Origin of the sequence: Jhaorihella thermophila (assembly GCF_900108275.1) — a bacterium.
GTDB lineage: Bacteria > Pseudomonadota > Alphaproteobacteria > Rhodobacterales > Rhodobacteraceae > Jhaorihella > Jhaorihella thermophila.
The window spans coordinates 127,314-145,791 of sequence record NZ_FNVD01000004.1 but is presented as its reverse complement, the minus strand read 5'-3'; the positions used below and the strand labels follow the sequence as shown (position 1 = coordinate 145,791).

Sequence of the window (18,478 nt, the reverse complement as noted above, 5' to 3'; positions counted from 1 at the left end):
GCGCGTCCTTGGGCATGGGCGGTCCGATCGGTGGCAGCATATCGCCGCGACAGGGTGCGCGTTCGGGTGGCCCCCTGTCAACCTCGGCCTGCCCAAGACCGCCGCGCGCAAAACGGCCCCGGCGAAGGTTCGCGCGGGGCCGCATCTGTCGATCGGGTCCGGTGCGCGGACCACAGAATCATTCGCGCACGAGTTTCTCGTAGGCGTCCGCGATCTCGCGGGTCAGCTGCCCCACCTCGAAGTTGTAGGGGCCAATCTGGCCGACCGGCGTGACCTCGGCCGCGGTGCCGGTCAGCCAACACTGTTCGAAGCCTTCCATCTCTTCGGGCATGATGTGGCGTTCATGCACCTTGATCTGACGATCCTCCAGCATTCCGATCACGGTCTGGCGGGTGATGCCGTTGAGAAAGCAGTCGGGCTTGGGCGTATGAACCTCGCCATCCTTGACGAAGAAGATGTTGGCGCCGGTCGCCTCGGCCACATAGCCGCGATAGTCCATGAACAGCGCGTCCGAACAGCCCTTGTTCTCGGCCTCGTGCTTGGACATGGTGCAGATCATGTAAAGGCCGGCTGCCTTGGCGTGCACGGGGATCGTCTCGGGGCTGGGGCGTTTCCATTTCGCGATGTCCAGTTTCGCCCCCTTCATCTTGGCATCGCCGTAATAGGCGCCCCATTCCCAGGCGGCGATCGCCACGCGCACCGGGTTGCGGCGCGAGGCAACGCCCATGTCCTCGCCCGCGCCGCGCCAGGCGACCGCGCGCACATAGGCGTCCGACAGGCCGTTGGCCTTCAGCACCTGACGCTTGGCCTCTTCGAGCTGATCCACGCTCCACGGGATCTCGAAATCCAGCATTTTCGCCGAGGCATGAAGCCTTTCGGAATGTTCGCGGCTCTTGAAGATCTTGCCGCCATACGCCCGTTCGCCTTCGAACACCGAAGAGGCGTAGTGCAGCGCGTGGGTCAGGATGTGTACGTTCGCGGACCGCCAGTCGATCAGCTCGCCATCCATCCAGATCTGGCCGTCACGGTCGTCATATCCAGCCATTGCGCATCCTCCTGTATCACACGCGCCGTTTCCGAAAGTTGCGCTAGAAAGGGCCGATGCGGTCACAATCTTGCGCAAAAACTGCGATTCGATACCGCTTCGGTCTTGGAATGTCAACAAGGCTGACATAAACTCGGGACAAACGGAGATGAGGCAAGGAGACGCAGCATGTCGGATGGACGCGCCGCACCGGTTTTCGGGGGCGAAAGCCTGCTGTTTCTGACGGACGAACAGCTCCGCCAGGGGATCGAGGCGATGTTCTTTGCCTATCGCGGGTTCACCGCCGATCCGGACCGCATCCTGGCGGACATGCATTATGGCCGGGCGCACCACCGGGCGATCCATTTCATCAACCGTGCGCCGGGGACTACGGTGACCAACCTGCTGTCGATTCTCGGGGTGACCAAGCAGTCGCTGAACCGGGTGCTGCGCACGCTGATCGACGACGGGCTGGTGGAAAGCCGCGTCGGCACCCGCGACAAGCGCGAACGCCATCTGTATCTGACAGACAGGGGGCGCGCGCTCGAGGCGCGGCTGTCGGATGCGCAGCGGACGCGGATGCGCGCGGCTTATCGCGAAGCAGGCCCAGAGGCGGTGGCCGGGTTCAAGAAGGTGCTCGAGGCGATGATGGATCCCGAGATGCGCCGGCTCTATGCAAGGCTGAAGGACGGCAAGTGATGACCGGGACGGCCGCGCATCTTCTGATCGTCGATGACGACGAGCGTATCCGCGAGCTTCTGAAGAAGTTTCTGATGCGCAACGGGTTCCTCGTCACCGCGGCGCGGGATGCCGAACATGCCCGCCGGGTTCTGGCGGGGCTGGATTTCGACCTGATCGTGCTGGACGTGATGATGCCGGGCGAGGACGGGCTGTCGCTGACCCGCAGCCTGCGCGAGACCCGCGCCACGCCGATCCTGCTCTTGACCGCGCGGGGCGAGACCGAGAACCGGATCGCGGGGCTCGAGGCGGGAGCGGATGACTATCTGCCCAAGCCGTTCGAGCCCAGGGAGCTGCTGCTCAGGATCAACGCCATCCTGCGTCGGATGCCGGGGATGTCCGAGGGCGACACCGCGCCCAAGATCCTGCACCTTGGCCCGATCCGTTATGACGTCGAGCGGGGCGAGATGTGGCGGGGCGAGGAACCGGTCCGCCTGACCGCGACGGAAAGCCAGCTGATGCGGATCTTTTCGGCGCGACCGAACGAGCCGGTCAGCCGCGCGCGCCTGGTTGAGGATCTGGGCCGCGACAAGGGACAGGCGCAGGAACGCGCGGTGGACGTGCAGATCACCCGGCTGCGGCGCAAGATCGAGGCGGATCCGAAGCAGCCGCGCTATCTGCAAACCGTGCGCGGCGAAGGTTACATGCTGTCGCCGGACTGAGAGGGCGCGGGACGGCCCTGACGGGCCGTGCCTCCGGCGGAGATATTTGAAGCAAGAGGAAGAGTCGGGGAAAGAGATGAAAACGGCGTTGCTGACCCATGCGGACTGTTTGAATCACGTGACGCCCGAGGGACATCCCGAACGGGTGGCGCGGCTGGAGCATGTGCTGCATGCGCTGGAACCGCTCGCGCTGAATCGTGTCACGGCGCCGATGGCGGCGGACGACGACATTCTTCGGGTGCATCCGCAACGATATGTCGATTACCTGCGCGAGATGCGGCCCGAGACGCGTTTCGCGCGGCTTGATGCCGACACATGGATGTCGCCGGGGTCGCTGGATGCGGCGTTTCGGGCCGTCGGCGCAGTGGTGCGCGCGGTGGACATGGTGACGGGCGGCGAGGCGAAGAATGCCTTTTGCGCGGTGCGCCCGCCGGGCCATCATGCCGAGGCCGAGACGCCGATGGGGTTCTGCCTGTTCGGCAATGCGGCGATCGGCGCCAAACACGCGCTGGAATTCCACGGCGCAGGCCGGGTCGCGGTGCTGGATTTCGACGTGCATCACGGCAACGGCACGCAGGCGTTGCTGGAGGACGACCCGCGGGTGCTGTTCGTGTCCTCGCACCAGATGCCGTTGTGGCCTGGCACCGGGCGGGCCGAGGACACGGGGCCGCATGGCACGGTGATGAACATGCCCTTGCCCCCCGGCAGCGGCGGGGCCGAGATGCGCGCCGCCTGGAGCCGCGCCTTTGACCGGGTGCGCAGGTTCGGGGCGGATATCATCATCGTCTCGGCCGGGTTCGACGCCCATGCCGAGGATCCGCTGGCGAACCTGGAATGGCAGACCGAGGATTACCGCTGGATCATGGAGGAGATCTGCGCGCTGGCCGATGCGTTGTGCGGCGGCCGGATCGTCTCGACTCTGGAGGGCGGTTATGATCTGACTGCGCTGAGCGCCGGGGTGAAGGCGCAGGTGGAAGTGATGATGAAGGCCGCGACATGACCGAGACAGCCGAAAAGCCCGTTGAAGAGATGACGTTCGAGGAAGCCATGCGCGAGCTGGAAGCCGTGGTCACGCGGCTGGAACGCGGCGACGTGGCGCTGGACGAATCGATCACGCTCTATGAACGCGGCGCTGCGCTGAAGAAGCGCTGCGAAGAGGAACTGGCCCGCGCCGAAGAGAAAGTGGCGCAGATCACGCTGGATGCGGACGGGACTCCGACCGGGACCAAACCCGTCGAAGGCATGTGAATGTTCCGGCAACGGCTGGCCGCGGATGCGGCGCGGATCCAGGCGCATATCGACCGGGTGCTGCGCGGGTTCGACGATCTGCCGGTGGTGCAGGGCATGGCCTGGGCGACCGAGGGCGGCAAGCGGCTGCGCGGGTTTCTGGTGATGGAGAGCGCGCGACTGCATGGCGTGGACGAGGGTCGCGCGATCTGGCCGGCGGCGGCGATCGAGGCGATGCATGCCTACAGCCTGGTGCATGACGATTTGCCCTGCATGGATGACGACGACCTGCGGCGCGGCCGGCCGACGGTGCATGTGAAATGGGATGACGGCACCGCCGTTCTGGTGGGCGATGCGCTGCAGGCGCTGGCCTTCGAGCTGGCGGCGCATCCCGAATGCGGCGACGCGGCGGTGCGGGCGGATCTGGCGCTGACGCTGGCGCGCGCGGCCGGCGCGGGCGGCATGGTGCTGGGACAGGCGCTGGATATGGCGGCCGAGAGCGCGGCCGAGCCCTTGACGCTCGATCAGGTCATCGCGCTGCAGGCGGGCAAGACCGGGGCGCTGATCGAGTGGTCCGCCTGTGCGGGCGCCCGGCTGGCCGGGGCGGATCCCGGGCCGCTGGCGGCCTATGCGCGCGCGCTGGGGCTTGCCTTTCAGATTGCCGATGACATCCTGGATGTGGAGGGCGATGTTGCCAAGGCAGGCAAGCGGCTGCAGAAGGATGCGGGGCGCGGCAAGGCGACCTTTGTGTCGCTGCTGGGGCTGGATGGCGCCAAGGCGCGCGCGGCGGAGCTGGTGGAAACCGCCTGTTCGGCCCTTGACCCCTATGGCGAAAGGGCGGAATGCTTGCGAGAGGCGGCGCGCTTCGTTATCTCGCGCAAAAGCTGAAACTTGCCGCCTTGGGAGGCGCGCGTGCCCGACCGACCGAACACACCGCTTCTGGATCTCGTGAATCGCCCGGCCGATCTGCGACAGTTTTCCGACGCCCAGCTGGCGCAGCTGGCGCGGGAGCTGCGGGCCGAAACCATCGCCGCCGTGTCGCAGACCGGCGGGCATCTGGGCGCCGGGCTGGGCGTGGTGGAGCTGACCGTCGCGCTGCACGCGGTGTTCGAAGCGCCGCGCGACAAGATCATCTGGGACGTGGGCCACCAGTGCTATCCGCACAAGATCCTGACCGGCCGGCGCGACCGTATTCGCACGCTGCGGCAGAAGGGCGGCCTGAGCGGGTTCACCAAGCGCGCCGAGAGCCCCTATGATCCGTTCGGGGCGGGGCATTCTTCGACCTCGATCAGCGCGGCGCTGGGGTTTGCGGTGGCGCGGGATCTGGGCGGGGTGATCCCCGAAGGGATCGGCGACGCGGTGGCGGTGATCGGCGACGGCGCGATGAGCGCGGGCATGGCGTTCGAGGCGATGAACAATGCCGGCCATCTGAAGAAGCGGATGATCGTCATCCTCAACGACAACGACATGAGCATCGCGCCGCCCGTGGGGGCGCTGTCCTCCTATCTGTCGCGGCTTTATGCCGGGGCGCCCTATCAGGAACTGAAGGCCGCCGCCAAGGGCGCGGTGTCGCTGCTGCCGGAACCGTTCCGCGAAGGCGCCAAGCGCGCCAAGGAGATGATCAAGGGCATGACGATCGGCGGCACCCTGTTCGAGGAACTGGGGTTCTCTTACGTCGGGCCGATCGACGGGCACGATCTGGATCAACTGCTGCCGGTGCTGCGCACGGTGCGGGCGCGGGCGACGCGGCCGGTGCTGGTGCATGTAGTGACGAAAAAGGGCAAGGGCTATGCTCCGGCCGAGGCCGCCCGCGACCGGGGGCACGCGACGGCGAAATTCGACGTGGTGACCGGCGAGCAGAAGAAGGCCCCGTCGAACGCGCCGAGCTATACCAGCGTGTTCGGCAGAACGCTGGTGAAGCTGGCCGAGCAGGACGACAGGGTCGTGGCGGTGACGGCGGCGATGCCGGACGGGACGGGCCTGAACCTGATGGCCGAGCGGTTCCCGTCGCGCTGTTTTGACGTCTCCATTGCCGAGCAGCACGGGGTGACCTTCTGCGCCGGGCTGGCGGCAGGCGGGATGAAGCCGTTCTGCGCGATGTATTCGACCTTTTTGCAGCGCGGCTATGACCAGGTGGTGCATGACGTGGCTGTGCAGGGGCTGCCGGTGCGCTTTGCCATCGACCGCGCGGGGCTTGTGGGGGCGGACGGGCCGACGCATGCGGGGGCCTTCGACATCGCGTTCCTCGCGAACCTGCCGGGCATGGTGGTGATGGCCGCGGCGGACGAGGCCGAACTGGTGCACATGGTGACAACGGCGGCCGCGCATGACGAAGGCCCGATCGCCTTTCGCTATCCGCGCGGAGAAGGGGTCGGCGTGGACCTGCCGGAGGTGGGCGAGGTGCTGGAGATTGGCAAGGGCCGCATGATCCGCGAAGGCGCGCGCGTGGCGATCCTGTCGCTCGGCACGCGGCTCTCGGAGGTACTGAAGGCCGCAGAGTCTCTGGCCGCGCGGGGGATCGAGCCAACGGTGGCCGATGCGCGGTTCGCCAAGCCGCTGGACCGTGATCTGATCCTGCGGCTGGCCGCTGATCACGAGGCGCTGATCACCATAGAGGAAGGCGCGGTCGGCGGATTCGGCAGCCATGTGGCGCAGCTTCTGGCCGAAGAAGGCGCGTTCGATGGGGGGCTGAAGTTCCGGTCGATGACCCTGCCGGATCGGTTCATCGACCATGCCGCGCCGTATGACATGTATGACGAGGCCGGGCTCAACGCGCCGCAGATCGAGGCGAAGGTGCTGGAGGTTCTGGGCGTGGCGTCGCTGGCGGGCAAGCGGGCGTGACCCGGTAGGCCGGCGGCGGAGGCCGGATCGAGGGGCTTTGCCCCTCTGCCCCTGCGGGGCATTCACCCCAGAGTATTTGAGACAAGATGAAGGGGCGCGGCGCGCCGGTGCCTGCCGCGGGTGGCGCGGCTACAGGATCACGCGATGCTCGGCCTGGCCCTTGATGCCGATCTCGGCCGAAAAGGTTCGGCCATCGTCGCGACCGGGATCCTTCAGGCCGGTGCGGGCGGAGGTGACGAAAAGCCGGGAGAGGTCCGGGCCTCCGAAGGCCGGGCAGCTGGCCTGTTGCGCGGGCACCTCGAGTGCCGACAGGAATGTGGCGTCCGGCGAATAGCGCGCGACCCTTGCGGCCCCCCATTGAGCGACCCAGAAACAGCCCTCGGCATCCACCACCGCGCCGTCCGGGTTCAGCGCGTCCTCGCGCAGGTCGAGGAAGAGCTCCGGGTCGCCCTTCGGCCAGCCGTCCGACCCCAGCGTCTGGCGCATCACGCGGCGGCTCCAAGTGTCGGTGAAATAGGCCCATTGCCGGTCGGGAGAGAAGCAGATCGCGTTCGGCACGGTGATCCTGTCGAACAGCCGCCGCAGCCGCCCGCGATACCAGCGCCAGATCGACCCCGCGTAGGGTTCGAAATTCTTGCCCATCGTGCCGATCCAGAACCCGCCCCACGGGTCGGCCCGCCCGTCATTGGAACGGGTCACCGGATTGTCGGCCTCGATCGCCGCGACGGGAATTTCGGCACCGCTTTCCCGATCGAACACCAAAAGCCCGGTTTCGGAGGCAATCAGCAGTCGGTCGCGGTCCACCCAGCCCGCGGCCGAGACATGCCGGCCGAACCGCCATTCTTGCGGAGCGCCGTTTTCGGTCGCCATCAGGCGCTTGCCCAGGATGTCGAACCAGAAGAGCTGTTCGCGTTCGGGGTGCCACAGTGGCCCCTCGCCGAGTTCGCAGATCCGGTCGTCGTGGATTTCGACGGTCATGCCGCGGCCTTTCTGGCCGCGCGAAGCCCCGCCAGCGTCATGTCGGCGGCATCTGCGCGCAGCGGCGCCACGCCCTGTTCCGTCAAGGCCCGCACATAGTGGCCCGCCAGCCCGCCGGAACCGACCACCGCCACGTTCTGACCGAGCCAATAGCCCTTGGCGCCCGCCAGATCGACGCCAATCAGCAGCCCCGACAGGCGCGCCCGGGCCGCGCGCGGCGGCAGATTCTCCAGCAGCGATTCCGCGCGCAGTCCGAAGAGGCGCGCGGTGAGGTGCTGCGGTGCGCCCATCGCGTCCTGCAGCGCTGCGACGAAGGCAGGTTCATCCCAGCCCTTGTCGGTCAGTGAATGGCGCAGGATCGAGCGGTCGGACAGGAGCGCGAACAGCTCTCCGGTCATCGCGGTGCGAAAGCTGACGATCTCGCCTGCGCTGACCTGCACCCATTTGGTATGGGTTCCGGGCAGGCAGACCACCCCGTCGAAATTCGGATGCGCCGCCATGAAGCCGGCGATCCGGGTTTCCTCGCCGCGCATGACGTCGGCGGGATCGGACTGGCTGACGCCGGGAAGGATGCGCACGTCCAGGCGTTTGTCTTCGGTTTCCACTGCCATGGCCTGCCGCACATCCGGCGGTGCGCAGGGGACGGAAACGTATGGCGCCTGAACCCAGCCCTGCCTTGACCCGGCCATGCCGCAGATCAGGACCGGCAGCTTGCCGCGCCTGGGCAGGTGGCGTTCGAGCAGATCCAGTAGCGTCGGTTCGTAGTCCGCAGGCCCCAGCAGATTGACGCCGCGCGCCGAGGACAGTTCCGCGATCACCTGGTCCCGGGCGTCCATGACCCAGACCCGCAGGCGCGATGTGCCCCAATCCGTCGCGATCCAGTTTGCCGTCATCGCTCCTCTCATTGCGAAAACCTTCTGTGTTCAGAGGTATAGCGGCAAGCCTGTCGCACCCAAACAGTTTTATCGGAGCGGATGATGTCAGGCGTGTTTCGGATCGGCCTGGCCGATCCGACCAAGGCGAGGGGGCGCTGCCCCCTCGCGCTCCCCCGGAGTATTTCCCGGCAAGATGAAGGATCAGGCCGGATCAGCGTGAGGCGAGGCGCTTCAGCAGCCCAGCGGTAGAGCCGTCCTTGCCAGTGACCGGCGCGCCCCGCACCATGGGCAGGAGCGCATTGGCCAGTTCCTTGCCCAGTTCCACCCCCCACTGGTCGAAGGAATTGATGCCCCAGATCGTGCCTTCGACGAAGACCCGGTGTTCGTAAAGCGCGATGATCTGGCCCAGCGTGAAAGGGGTGAGCTTGGGATAGGCGATGGTCACCGATGGCCGGTTGCCGGGAAAGGTGCGTTGCGCGGCCTGGGCGTGCCGTTCGTCGCCTTCGAAACCGAGGCGCGCGGCGAGTTCCATCGCCTGGTCGAAACTGCGGCCGGTCATCAGGGCCTCGGACTGGGCGAGGCAGTTGGCCTTGAGCAGGTCGTGGTGGTGCTTCAGCTGCGGCTCGTGGCCCTGCGCAGCGATCAGGAACTCGGCGGGCACGATGTCGGTGCCTTGGTGCAAAAGTTGGTAGAAGGCGTGCTGGCCGTTGGTGCCGGGCTCGCCCCAGACCACGGGACCCGTGGCGCGGGAAAGCGGTGCGCCGTCGCGGGTGACGCGCTTGCCGTTGCTTTCCATGTCCAGCTGTTGCAGGTAGGCCGGCAGGCGTGCCAGGCGCTGGTCGTAGGGCAGCACCGCCCGTGTGGGGTAGCCGCAGATGTTACGGTGCCAGAGGCCCACCAGCCCCAGCAGGATCGGCAGGTTGCGGGACGGCGGCGCGGTGCGGAAATGGTCGTCCATCGCGCGCCCGCCGGACAGGAAGGCGCGGAAATTCTCGGGCCCCACCGCCAGCATCACAGGCAGCCCCACCGGCCCCCAAACCGAGTAGCGCCCGCCGACCCAGTCGGCAAAGCCGAACACGCGGTCGGGGTCGATTCCCATTTCAGCGGTGCGGTCGAGCGCGGAGGAGACCGCCGCCAGATGGCCGGCCGCGTCCTCACCCACCGCCGCGCGCAGCCAGTTCAGCGCGGTGGCGGCGTTGGTCATGGTCTCGATCGTCGTGAAGGTCTTGGATGCGATCACGATCAGCGTGGATCGCGGGTCGAGCGCCTTGAGCGTGTCAGCCACATGCGCACCGTCCACGTTCGACACGAAATGCGCGCGCGGCCCATCGTGATAGGGCGCCAGCGCGGCGGTCGCCATCACGGGGCCCAAGTCGGAGCCGCCGATGCCGATATTCACCACGTCGGTGAATGGCTGCCCGCCGGGCGCCGTGATCTCGCACGAACGCACGCCGACGGCGAAACGCTCCATACGGCGCAGGGTATCGGCCACGGCGGGACGCACGTCACGGCCGTCCACGATCAGCGGTTCGGCATCCTCGCCCGCCCGCAGCGCGGTGTGCAGCACGGCGCGGTTTTCGCTGGTGTTGATCTTCTCGCCCCGGAACATGGCATCGCGGCGGGCGGCCACGCCGCGGGCCTCGGCCAGTTCCAGCAAGAGCGCCAGCGCCTCGCGGTCGATGGCGGTCTTGGAGAAATCGAGCAGCATGTCGCCGGCTTCGGCCGAAAACGCATCGAACCGGGCAGGGTCGTCGAACAGCGACAGTATCGGGCGGTCCCTGGTGGCCGCCCGATGTCGTTCCAGCCTTTGCCAGATCGCATCGCTCATGCGTGGCCCTCCAGCTGCGCGGCCTCGCGGGCCAGAAGCTCGATCGCCGCCCAGTCGCCGGCAGCGATGCGGTCGGCGGGGGCGACCCAGCTGCCACCCGCGCAGATCACGTTGGGCAGGGCCAAGTAGTCGCGCGCATTGGCCGGGCTGACCCCGCCCGTGGGGCAGAAGGTGATCTGCGGCAGGGGCGCGCCGATGGCCCTGAGCGCCGGTGCGCCGCCCGAGGCTTCGGCGGGGAAGAATTTCAGCATGTCATAGCCGCGCGCCAGCAGCCGCATCGCCTCGGTCGCGGTGGCGGCGCCGGGCAAGAGCGGCAACTCTGCCGCTTCGCAAGCCGCCAGCAGCTCGTCGGTCGCGCCGGGCGAGACGCCGAACTGCGCGCCGGCCTCTTTCGCCGCAATCACGTCGGCGGGCGTGACCAGCGTGCCCGCCCCGACCACGCCGCCCGGCACCTGCGCCATCGCGCGGATCGCCTCCAGCGCGGCGCGGGTGCGCAACGTGACCTCGAGCGCTGGCAGGCCGCCTGCGACCAGCGCTTCGGCCAGCGGGCGGGCTGTGGCGGCGTCGTCGATGACGATCACGGGGATGATGGGGGCCAGCGCGCAGATTTCGCGGGTGCGGCGGCTGGCGTCATGTGCGGTCAGGACCATGGGGTCAACCTCCGAATATGGATGCGCCGCGGTCGGCCGATCCGACCGCATGGCGGAATGCGGCGAAGAGTTCGCGCCCGGTGCCGTGCTGATGTGCGGACAGATCGGCGACGGCCGCCGGGCGGTCCGGCACGCCGGGGGTCAGGATCTCGAGCCTGCCGGCCTGCGCATCGACCCGCACGAGGTCGCCGTCGCGCAGCCGGGCGATCGGGCCGCCATCTACGGCCTCAGGGCAGACATGGATCGCCGCGGGCACCTTGCCCGAGGCCCCCGACATGCGCCCGTCTGTCACCAGCGCCACCTTCTGCCCCCGCCCCTGCAGGATCGACAGGATCGGCGTCAGGCTGTGCAGTTCGGGCATCCCGTTCGCCTTGGGCCCCTGAAAGCGGACCACCACCACCAGATCGCCGCTCAGATTGCCGGCCTTGAACGCCGCCTTGACCTGATCCTGGTCGTCGAAGACCCGCGCGGGGGCCTCGACCACATGATGTTCGGGCGCGACCGCCGACACCTTCATCACCGCCGTGCCCAGCGATCCCGTCAGGCGTTTCAGCCCGCCGGTGGGTTGGAACGGATCGCCGGCCGGGCGCAGGATCCTGTCGTTCAGGCTGCGCCCCGCGCCGTCCCGCCAGGTCAGTTCGCCGTCCCGCAGAACGGGTTCGCGCGTGTAGTGGTGCAGCCCCCGCCCCGCTACGGTCAGCGTGTCGGGATGCAGCAGCCCTGCGTCCAGCAGCTCGCCGATCATGAAGCCGAACCCGCCGGCGGCGTGGAAATGGTTCACGTCCGCCAGACCGTTGGGATAGACCCGCGCCATCAGCGGAGTGACCTCGGAGAGCTCGGCAAAATCCTCCCAGTCCAGCAGGATGCCCCCTGCCCGCGCCATCGCGACCAGATGGATCAGCAGGTTGGTGGACCCGCCCGTGGCATTGAGCCCGACGATCCCGTTGACGAAGGCGCGTTCGTCCAGCACCTCGCAGACCGGCGTATAGTCGTTGCCAAGCGCGGTCAGTGCCAGCGCCCGTTTCGCCCCCGCCTGCGTCAGCGCATCGCGCAGCGGCGTGTTGGGATGCACGAAGCTGGCGCCGGGCAGATGCAGCCCCATGAACTCCATCAGCATCTGGTTTGTGTTCGCGGTGCCGTAAAAGGTGCAGGTGCCGGGGCCGTGATAAGCGGCCATCTCGGCCGCCATCAGTTCTTCGCGCCCGATCTCGCCGGCGGCGTATCGCTGGCGCACCTTGGCCTTTTCCTCGTTCGGCAGACCGCTTTCCATCGGACCGGCGGGCAGGAACACGGCCGGCAGATGCCCGAAGGCCTGCGCCGCGATCACCAGCCCCGGCACGATCTTGTCGCAGACGCCCAGGAACACCGCGGCGTCGAACACGTTGTGGCTGAGCGCGACCGAGGCCGAAAGCGCGATCACGTCGCGGGAAAAGAGGCTCAGCTCCATCCCCGAAAACCCCTGCGTGACCCCGTCGCACATGGCCGGCACGCCGCCGGCCACCTGTGCTGTGGCGCCAGAGTCGCGCGCCGCGACGCGGATCAAGTCCGGAAAGCGTTCGAACGGCTGATGCGCCGAGAGCATGTCGTTATAGGCGGTGACGATACCAAGGTTCGGCGTGTGCCCCTTGGCCAGCCGGTCCTTGTCCGGGCCAGAGGCGGCCACCGCATGGGCCAGCGCACTGCAGGAAAGATGTGCCCGCGCCGGGCCGGCCTCGCGCGCCGCGGCCATCCGGTCCAGATGCGCGCGACGGGTCTCCCTGCTGCGGTCGATGATGCGGTCGGTCACGCGCCGCACGGTGTCGTTCAGTGCCATTCCCCCCCCTCATGCGATCTCGCGCCAGCGCCGCCCGTCGCGGTGCAGCAGCATCAGCGCATCCTCGGGCCCGGAACTTCCGGGATCATAGGGCTCGGGCGCCGGCCCGGCCTCTTCCCAGCCGGCGATGATCGGATCGGCCCAGGCCCAGGCGGCCTCGACCTCGTCGCCGCGCATGAACAGGGTCTGGTCGCCGCGGATCACGTCCATGATCAGCCTCTCATAGGCATCCTGCGGCGCGGCCTCGGGGCCCAGGGCCTCGGCAAAGGTCATGTCCAGCTTGACCTCGGTCAGGCGGAACCCCCCCGGCCCCGGCTCCTTGATCGTGTTGCGCAGCGTGATCCCCTCGTCCGGTTGCAGCCGGATGATCAGCGCATTGCCGCGCCGGCCCTCCATTTTCGGAAAGATCATATGCGGCGGGTCGCGAAAGACCAAGGCGATCTCGGACATGCGGGCGCGCAGCCGCTTGCCGGTGCGCAGGTAGAAGGGCGTGCCGGCCCATCGCCAGTTGCCGATATTGACCTTCATCGCCAGGAAACTTTCGGTCAGACTGTCGGGATTGCCCACGTCGTCGCGATAGCTGCCCTGCCCGTCGCGCCCGCGATACTGGCCGCGCACGATGTCGGACATCGGCACCGGCTCCAGCGCCTCGATGACCTTGAGTTTCTCATTGCGCACCGAATCGGCCCGGAACCGCGACGGCGGCTCCATCGCGATCAGGCACAGAAGCTGCATCAGGTGGTTCTGCACCATGTCCCGCATCGCGCCGGAGCGGTCGTAATAGTCGCCGCGCCCCTCCACCCCGATGCTTTCGGCCACGGTGATCTGGACATGATCGACATGGGTCGCGTTCCACAGCGGCTCCCACAGGGAATTGGCAAAGCGCAGCGCCATCAGGTTCTGCACCGTTTCCTTGCCCAGGTAATGGTCGATCCGATAGATCTGATGTTCGTCAAAGGCCTGCCGCAGATCGGCATTCAGCGCCTGCGCGGTCTGCAGGTCATGGCCGAAGGGCTTTTCCACCACGATCCGGCTGTCCGGCGTGGCGACGCCGTGATCGTGCAGGCGGGCCGCGATCGGGCCGAACAGCGCGGGCGACACCGACAGGTAGAAGGCCCGCACCACATCCGGGCGCAGAGCCGCCTTCAGTGCCGCCCAACCATCCGCCCCGGCGGCATCGACGGGAATATAGTCGATGCGCGCCAGAAACGCCTCGCGCAGGGCCTTGTCCGCCTTGGCGGCGGGGGCAAACTCGATCAGAGTGTTGCGCACGAAGTCGCGAAACCCGTCACGGTCCATCTCGCTGCGGGCCGAGCCGATCACCCGTGCCTCGGCCGGCATCTGCCCGACCTGAAAGCGGTGAAACAGCCCCGGCAGGATCTTGCGCCGGGCAAGGTCTCCGGTGGCGCCGAAAATGACGAGGTCGAAGGGATCGACCGGGATGACACGGGACACCATTGACCTACCTCGCCTCGGCCCGCGCGGCCGGGCCATGTTGGGGTTTCATTCGGCACTCTCCTGTAACGACACCGGGCACCGCGCGGCAAGAGTGCAGGCCGGAAAGATGCGAATCCGATTTTCCGTTAGCGTTAACATTTTGCGCGCGCAAAAATCAACCGCGAACTTCGGCGCCGCTTCACGTCCCGCAACAGGTTGTCAGATCAGGCAAAATCGACCGCGACCGATCCGAAAGGTCCGAAATCCGCGCGAATGCGGCTGCCTGGGGGGCATTCCACGGGGCGGATGAAGCTGCCTGACAGGATCACCTGCCCCGCCTCGATCCGCTGACCGTATTGCGCCATGCGGCGGGCCAGCCAGACCACGCCGGCCACGGGATCGTTCAGAACGCCCGCGCCCAGCCCGGTTTCTTCGACCTCGCCGTTGCGGCTGACGATGGCGCCGACCCAGCGAAGGTCAACCGCATCCGGCGCGTGGCGGGCGTCGCCCAGCACGATTCCGGCATTGGCGGCATTGTCGCTGATCGTGTCCACGATGCCGCGCGCCTGCCCGGTCGCCGGGTCGCGGCGCAGGATCCGGGTGTCGAGGATTTCCAGCGCGGGGGCCACGTGGTCGGTGGCCGCCAGAACGTCGTCGCGGGTCACGGTCGCGCCGGCCAGCGGCGCGCGCATGACAAAGGCGATTTCGGCCTCGATCCGCGGCTGGATAAAGCGGCCGGCGGGCACGGTCGCGCCGTTGTCAAAGAGCATGTCGTCGAACAGCACCCCGGAATCGGGAATGTCGATGCCAAGCGCGCTCTGCATCGCCTTCGAGGTCAGGCCGATCTTCCAGCCGATGATGCGGCGGCCCTGGGCCAGCTTGGCCCGCATCAGCGCGGCCTGAACGGCATAGGCGTCATCCATCGTCATGTCCGGGTGACGCAGGGACAGAAGGCCGATCTGCTGCCCGGTCCGTTCGGCCGCCAGAAGGTCGGCGGCGGCGCGCTCCACCTCTTTGGGGGTCATGCTTCGTCCTCGACCGTGTTGCGCAGGGTGCCGATGCCGGTGATCTCGATTTCGACCACATCGCCGGGGGCGAGGAATTGCGGCGGGTCCAGCCGGGCGCCCGCGCCGGTGGGTGTGCCGGTGACGATGATGTCGCCGGGAACGAGCGTGGTGAAGGTCGAGATATAGGCGATCTGCTGCCGCACCGGGAACAGCATGTTGGCCACCGCATCGTCCTGCCGGACCTCGCCATTGACCCGCGTGGTGATGCGGGCCGCGTCGATCTGGGCGGGCGCGGTGAAGGGCACGAGCCACGGCCCCATCGCGCCGGAGTTGTCCCAGTTCTTTCCCTGGGTCACGTTGAATTTGGCGTGGCGCACCCAGTCGCGGATCGTACCTTCGTTGCAGATGGTGAGCGCGGCGATGTGGTCATAGGCGTCCTGCGCCCGGATGCGCCGGCCGCCCCTGCCGATAACTACGGCCAGTTCGCCTTCGTAATCCAGCATGTGGCTTTCCGGCGGACGGATCAGCGGCCGGTCATGGCCGGTGAAGCTGCGCGGAAAGCGGGGGAACAGCGACATATGCGCGGGCTGGGCGCTGCCGTCGCGGTATTCGGCGTTTCGGTCCGGGAAATTGACGCCGACGCAGATGATCTTTTCCGGGTTCGGGATCGGGGGCGCGTAGTCGAACGTGCCCTTGGGATGCGTTACCGGGTGCTCCCCGGCGGCAAGGCACAGATCGTAGAGCGCGCCGGCCTCGATCACCTCGCGCAAGGAGGGCCATTGCCGGAAATGCGGCGACAGCGCGATGGCGCCTTTGTCCGTGATCGCGCCATAGAGGGTCTGGCTGCCGTGGCTGAACGTGGCGATGCGCATGCGGGTTCACTCGACGGGAAAGATCACGTTGGTCTGGCCGGTGCCCGAAGAAGGGAAATAGTCCGTCACCACCTCGCATTTGCCGGTGTAGTCGTCCCAGCCGAGTGCGCCGTAGAGCATCGCGGTGTCGTGCATCGCCCCTTCGCCGCTGCAATGGCGGGCATAGTCGGGCAGCATCCTGAGAAAGGCCGCGTGGTCGCCGCGCTGCCACATGTCCAGCACGTGCAGGTCCATCTGGCGGTTAAATTCCGAACTGATGGTGAATGTGCCGTTGTTGGCGGCGTAATCCTTGTTGGCCCAGATCTTGTGGGAAAGCGAGCCCGAGGCGACCAGCAGCACGCGGCTGTCGGAGGCTTCGATCGCGGCGCGGATCGCCTGACCCACCACGCGGCTTTCGTCGTGGTCATGCACCGTGCACCAGGCGGCGACCGAGACGACCTTCATCCGATGTTCGCGGGACATGAAATGCATCGGCACCAGCGTGCCGTATTCCAGTTCGAGACTGTCGAGGTGATGGCCGAGCGTATAGGCGCCCATGTCGCTGGCCGCCTGCGCGATGGCATCGCCGAGCGCGGGGTTGCCTTCGTAATCGTAGGGCAGGTTCTGGATGAACTGGGGAAACTCGTTCGAGGTGAAGAGCCCCTTGAAGCGCGCGTTGGCGTTGATGTGAAAGCCCGCGTTGATGACCCAGTGCGTGTCGCAGATCACCACCGTGTCCACGTCGAGCGCGCGGGCGCGGCGGGCGATTTCCAGATGGCCGTCGATGGCGGCCTGACGCTTGCCCTTGATGGGTCCGTCCTGTTCCGACATCAGCATGGTCGGCACATGAGTCATCTTGGCGGCGAGTACGAGTTCTCCCATCGGTTCCTCCTTGTGGCGATGGCGGGGCGAGGGGCTCTGCCCCTCGCGCTCCCCGGGATATTTTCAGCAAGAGGAAGGATCAGGCGCCGAGGCGCGGAATCCGGTGTCGTCCCGTGGCAAAGCCGACATGTTTCTGTTCCATGTAGAATTCGAAGCTCCAGTCGCCGCCGTCGCGGCCGATGCCCGACGCCTTGACCCCGCCGAAAGGGGTGGGCAGGTGGCGGACGTTTTCCGAGTTGACCCAGATCATGCCTGCCTCGAGCCGATCTGTCACGCGCAGGGCGCGGGTGAGGTCGTTGGTCCAGACGTAGGCGGTCAGGCCGTAGGGGGTGTCGTTGGCGATGGCGAGGGCCTCTTCTTCGGTCGAGAAGGGGATCGAGGTCAGGACGGGGCCGAAGATCTCCTCGCGCGCGATGCGCATGTCGTTGGTGGCATTGGTAAAGAGCGTGGGGCGGACGAAGAACCCGTCGCCGTCCAGTGCGGTGCCGCCGGCGGCGATGGTGGCGCCGTCCTGTCTGGCGATGTCGAAATAAGAGGTCACCTTGGCAAAGTGTTCCTCGCTGATGAGAGGGCCGATCTCGGTGGCGGGGTCCAACGGGTGGCCGACGCGGATCCGGTTGACCCGTTCGATCAAGCGGGATTCGAAGGTTTCGCGGATCGTGTCCTGCACCAGAAGGCGCGAAGAGGAGGTGCAGCGTTCGCCGTTGATCGAGTAGATCATGAAGATCACCGCATCCAGCGCCCGGTCGAGATCGGCGTCGTCGAACACGATCACCGGGTTCTTGCCACCCAGTTCCAGGTGCAGCCGTTTCAGCGTGTCCGCCCCCTGTTTCATGATGATCGACCCGGTGCGGGATTCGCCCACGAAGGCGATGGCGCGGATCAGCGGATGTTCGGTCAGCGCGCGACCGGCCTCTTCGCCAAAACCGTTTACCGTGTTGAGTACACCCGGCGGCAGGCCGGCCTCTTCGGCGATCTCGACCAGCAGCCGGGCGGTCAGTGGGCTGGCCTCGGCCGGTTTGTGGACCACGGTGCAGCCGGCGGCGAGCGCCGGCGCGATTTTCCAGGTGGAAAGCATGAAGGGCGTGTTCCACGGGGTGATGACGCCCACCGGGCCGATGGGGACGCGGGTGGTCACGTTCATCAGCGTGGGCGATGGCAGGTTCTGCCCGTCGCGGGCGCGCGGCGCCATTTCGGCGAAATAGCGGAAGTTTTCCGCCCCCCGCAGCGCCGCCTTGGACATGAAGCGCAGAGCCTGCCCTGTGTCCCAGCATTCGCAGAGCGCGATTTCCTCGGCGCGGTCTTCGATTGCGTCGGCGATGCGCATGAGGATGCGGCGACGGTCGGTCGCGGGCATGTCGCGCCATTCCGGGAATGCGGCGGTGGCGGCTTGGGCGGCCGCGTCGACGTCGTCGGCCGTGCCATGTGCGACCCGGCAGATTTCGCTGCGGTCCACGGGCGAGATCGTGGCAAAGCTGCCGCCTGCGCCGGGTTGGTCCTGCCCCGCGATCCGGTTGAGGATGCCGGTGTCGCGGAACCGGCGCAGATATCCGTCGAGATTGGCGAGATTCTGGTCCAGATCGCTCATGCGAGATCTCCCGCTGCTGGGATAGTTGCGTTGTTAAGGAGATATCTAGGGCAATGGTCCCGCTCGGTCAATTATTA

The 18,478-nt window shown here is 67.3% G+C and carries 17 protein-coding genes; 6 read left to right on the top strand and 11 right to left on the bottom strand.

Annotation, left to right across the window (positions count from 1 at the left end; genetic code table 11):
• Positions 1–178: 178 nt before the first annotated feature.
• Positions 179–1,045 carry a branched-chain amino acid aminotransferase gene (locus C4S70_RS06840; RefSeq protein WP_104007363.1) on the bottom strand — a complete coding sequence of 289 codons (867 nt, stop codon included), beginning with the start codon at positions 1,043–1,045 and terminating at the stop codon, positions 179–181.
• A gap of 168 nt (positions 1,046–1,213) precedes the next feature.
• Between C4S70_RS06840 and C4S70_RS06835 the strand changes: the two genes are divergently transcribed.
• From C4S70_RS06835 to dxs, 6 genes are all read left to right on the top strand, one after another.
• Entirely contained in the window at positions 1,214–1,723 is a 510-nt protein-coding gene (locus C4S70_RS06835; protein WP_104007362.1) for a MarR family winged helix-turn-helix transcriptional regulator, read from the top strand.
• Entirely contained in the window at positions 1,723–2,424 is a 702-nt protein-coding gene (locus C4S70_RS06830; RefSeq protein WP_104007361.1) for a response regulator, read from the top strand. Before C4S70_RS06835 ends, C4S70_RS06830 begins: the two co-directional genes overlap by 1 nt.
• A 76-nt stretch (positions 2,425–2,500) precedes the next feature.
• Positions 2,501–3,424, top strand: coding sequence for a histone deacetylase family protein (locus C4S70_RS06825; protein WP_104007360.1), 924 nt, complete (start codon positions 2,501–2,503; stop codon positions 3,422–3,424).
• Entirely contained in the window at positions 3,421–3,672 is a 252-nt protein-coding gene (locus tag C4S70_RS06820; RefSeq protein WP_104007359.1) for an exodeoxyribonuclease VII small subunit, read from the top strand. Before C4S70_RS06825 ends, C4S70_RS06820 begins: the two co-directional genes overlap by 4 nt.
• Positions 3,673–4,539: a polyprenyl synthetase family protein gene (locus tag C4S70_RS06815; RefSeq protein WP_104007358.1), complete on the top strand. Its 867-nt coding sequence runs from the start codon at positions 3,673–3,675 to the stop codon at positions 4,537–4,539.
• A 24-nt stretch (positions 4,540–4,563) separates the two neighbouring features.
• Positions 4,564–6,492: a 1-deoxy-D-xylulose-5-phosphate synthase gene (dxs, locus tag C4S70_RS06810; protein ID WP_104007357.1), complete on the top strand. Its 1,929-nt coding sequence runs from the start codon at positions 4,564–4,566 to the stop codon at positions 6,490–6,492.
• A gap of 129 nt (positions 6,493–6,621) precedes the next feature.
• Here dxs and C4S70_RS06805 read toward each other — a convergent pair whose 3' ends face one another.
• The 10 genes from C4S70_RS06805 to hpaE all read right to left on the bottom strand — a co-directional run bounded on the left by C4S70_RS06805 (position 6,622) and on the right by hpaE (position 18,401).
• On the bottom strand, positions 6,622–7,470 hold the full coding sequence (locus C4S70_RS06805) for an SMP-30/gluconolactonase/LRE family protein (protein ID WP_104007356.1): 849 nt from the start codon (positions 7,468–7,470) through the stop codon (positions 6,622–6,624).
• The gene (locus tag C4S70_RS06800) at positions 7,467–8,363 is read right to left on the bottom strand and encodes a 2-dehydro-3-deoxygalactonokinase (RefSeq protein ID WP_104007355.1); all 897 of its coding nucleotides are present in this window, start codon (positions 8,361–8,363) and stop codon (positions 7,467–7,469) included. The genes C4S70_RS06805 and C4S70_RS06800 overlap by 4 nt, the downstream gene beginning before the upstream one ends.
• A 193-nt stretch (positions 8,364–8,556) precedes the next feature.
• Positions 8,557–10,173 carry a glucose-6-phosphate isomerase gene (gene pgi, locus C4S70_RS06795; protein ID WP_104007354.1) on the bottom strand — a complete coding sequence of 539 codons (1,617 nt, stop codon included), beginning with the start codon at positions 10,171–10,173 and terminating at the stop codon, positions 8,557–8,559.
• Positions 10,170–10,823: a bifunctional 4-hydroxy-2-oxoglutarate aldolase/2-dehydro-3-deoxy-phosphogluconate aldolase gene (gene eda / locus C4S70_RS06790; RefSeq protein WP_104007462.1), complete on the bottom strand. Its 654-nt coding sequence runs from the start codon at positions 10,821–10,823 to the stop codon at positions 10,170–10,172. The genes pgi and eda overlap by 4 nt, the downstream gene beginning before the upstream one ends.
• A 4-nt stretch (positions 10,824–10,827) precedes the next feature.
• The gene (edd, locus tag C4S70_RS06785) at positions 10,828–12,636 is read right to left on the bottom strand and encodes a phosphogluconate dehydratase (protein ID WP_104007353.1); all 1,809 of its coding nucleotides are present in this window, start codon (positions 12,634–12,636) and stop codon (positions 10,828–10,830) included.
• 9 nt (positions 12,637–12,645) lie between these two features.
• Positions 12,646–14,094, bottom strand: a complete 1,449-nt coding sequence (gene zwf / locus C4S70_RS06780; RefSeq protein ID WP_104007352.1) for a glucose-6-phosphate dehydrogenase — start codon at positions 14,092–14,094, stop codon at positions 12,646–12,648.
• A gap of 203 nt (positions 14,095–14,297) precedes the next feature.
• On the bottom strand, positions 14,298–15,098 hold the full coding sequence (gene hpaH / locus C4S70_RS06775; RefSeq protein ID WP_104007351.1) for a 2-oxo-hept-4-ene-1,7-dioate hydratase: 801 nt from the start codon (positions 15,096–15,098) through the stop codon (positions 14,298–14,300).
• Positions 15,095–15,952, bottom strand: a complete 858-nt coding sequence (locus C4S70_RS06770; protein ID WP_104007350.1) for a fumarylacetoacetate hydrolase family protein — start codon at positions 15,950–15,952, stop codon at positions 15,095–15,097. The genes hpaH and C4S70_RS06770 overlap by 4 nt, the downstream gene beginning before the upstream one ends.
• Positions 15,953–15,958: 6 nt before the next feature.
• Positions 15,959–16,813, bottom strand: coding sequence for a 3,4-dihydroxyphenylacetate 2,3-dioxygenase (hpaD, locus tag C4S70_RS06765; protein WP_104007349.1), 855 nt, complete (start codon positions 16,811–16,813; stop codon positions 15,959–15,961).
• Positions 16,814–16,892: 79 nt separating this feature from the next.
• A complete protein-coding gene (gene hpaE / locus C4S70_RS06760) occupies positions 16,893–18,401 on the bottom strand; it encodes a 5-carboxymethyl-2-hydroxymuconate semialdehyde dehydrogenase (RefSeq protein ID WP_104007348.1) in 1,509 nt (502 codons plus the stop codon).
• Positions 18,402–18,478 lie beyond the last annotated feature (77 nt).

Bases quoted from the DNA above. Each gene is read 5' to 3' on its own strand.
- hpaE (WP_104007348.1), bottom strand. From the start codon at position 18,401: ATGAGCGATCTGGACCAGAATCTCGCCAATCTCGACGGATATCTGCGC.
- C4S70_RS06770 (WP_104007350.1), bottom strand. From the start codon at position 15,952: ATGCGCATCGCCACGTTCAGCCACGGCAGCCAGACCCTCTATGGCGCG.
- hpaH (WP_104007351.1), bottom strand. From the start codon at position 15,098: ATGACCCCCAAAGAGGTGGAGCGCGCCGCCGCCGACCTTCTGGCGGCC.
- C4S70_RS06820 (WP_104007359.1), top strand. From the start codon at position 3,421: ATGACCGAGACAGCCGAAAAGCCCGTTGAAGAGATGACGTTCGAGGAA.
- zwf (WP_104007352.1), bottom strand. From the start codon at position 14,094: ATGGTGTCCCGTGTCATCCCGGTCGATCCCTTCGACCTCGTCATTTTC.
- C4S70_RS06800 (WP_104007355.1), bottom strand. From the start codon at position 8,363: ATGACGGCAAACTGGATCGCGACGGATTGGGGCACATCGCGCCTGCGG.
- C4S70_RS06805 (WP_104007356.1), bottom strand. From the start codon at position 7,470: ATGACCGTCGAAATCCACGACGACCGGATCTGCGAACTCGGCGAGGGG.
- hpaD (WP_104007349.1), bottom strand. From the start codon at position 16,813: ATGGGAGAACTCGTACTCGCCGCCAAGATGACTCATGTGCCGACCATG.
- pgi (WP_104007354.1), bottom strand. From the start codon at position 10,173: ATGAGCGATGCGATCTGGCAAAGGCTGGAACGACATCGGGCGGCCACC.
- eda (WP_104007462.1), bottom strand. From the start codon at position 10,823: ATGGTCCTGACCGCACATGACGCCAGCCGCCGCACCCGCGAAATCTGC.
- C4S70_RS06835 (WP_104007362.1), top strand. From the start codon at position 1,214: ATGTCGGATGGACGCGCCGCACCGGTTTTCGGGGGCGAAAGCCTGCTG.
- C4S70_RS06815 (WP_104007358.1), top strand. From the start codon at position 3,673: ATGTTCCGGCAACGGCTGGCCGCGGATGCGGCGCGGATCCAGGCGCAT.
- C4S70_RS06825 (WP_104007360.1), top strand. From the start codon at position 2,501: ATGAAAACGGCGTTGCTGACCCATGCGGACTGTTTGAATCACGTGACG.
- edd (WP_104007353.1), bottom strand. From the start codon at position 12,636: ATGGCACTGAACGACACCGTGCGGCGCGTGACCGACCGCATCATCGAC.
- C4S70_RS06840 (WP_104007363.1), bottom strand. From the start codon at position 1,045: ATGGCTGGATATGACGACCGTGACGGCCAGATCTGGATGGATGGCGAG.
- C4S70_RS06830 (WP_104007361.1), top strand. From the start codon at position 1,723: ATGACCGGGACGGCCGCGCATCTTCTGATCGTCGATGACGACGAGCGT.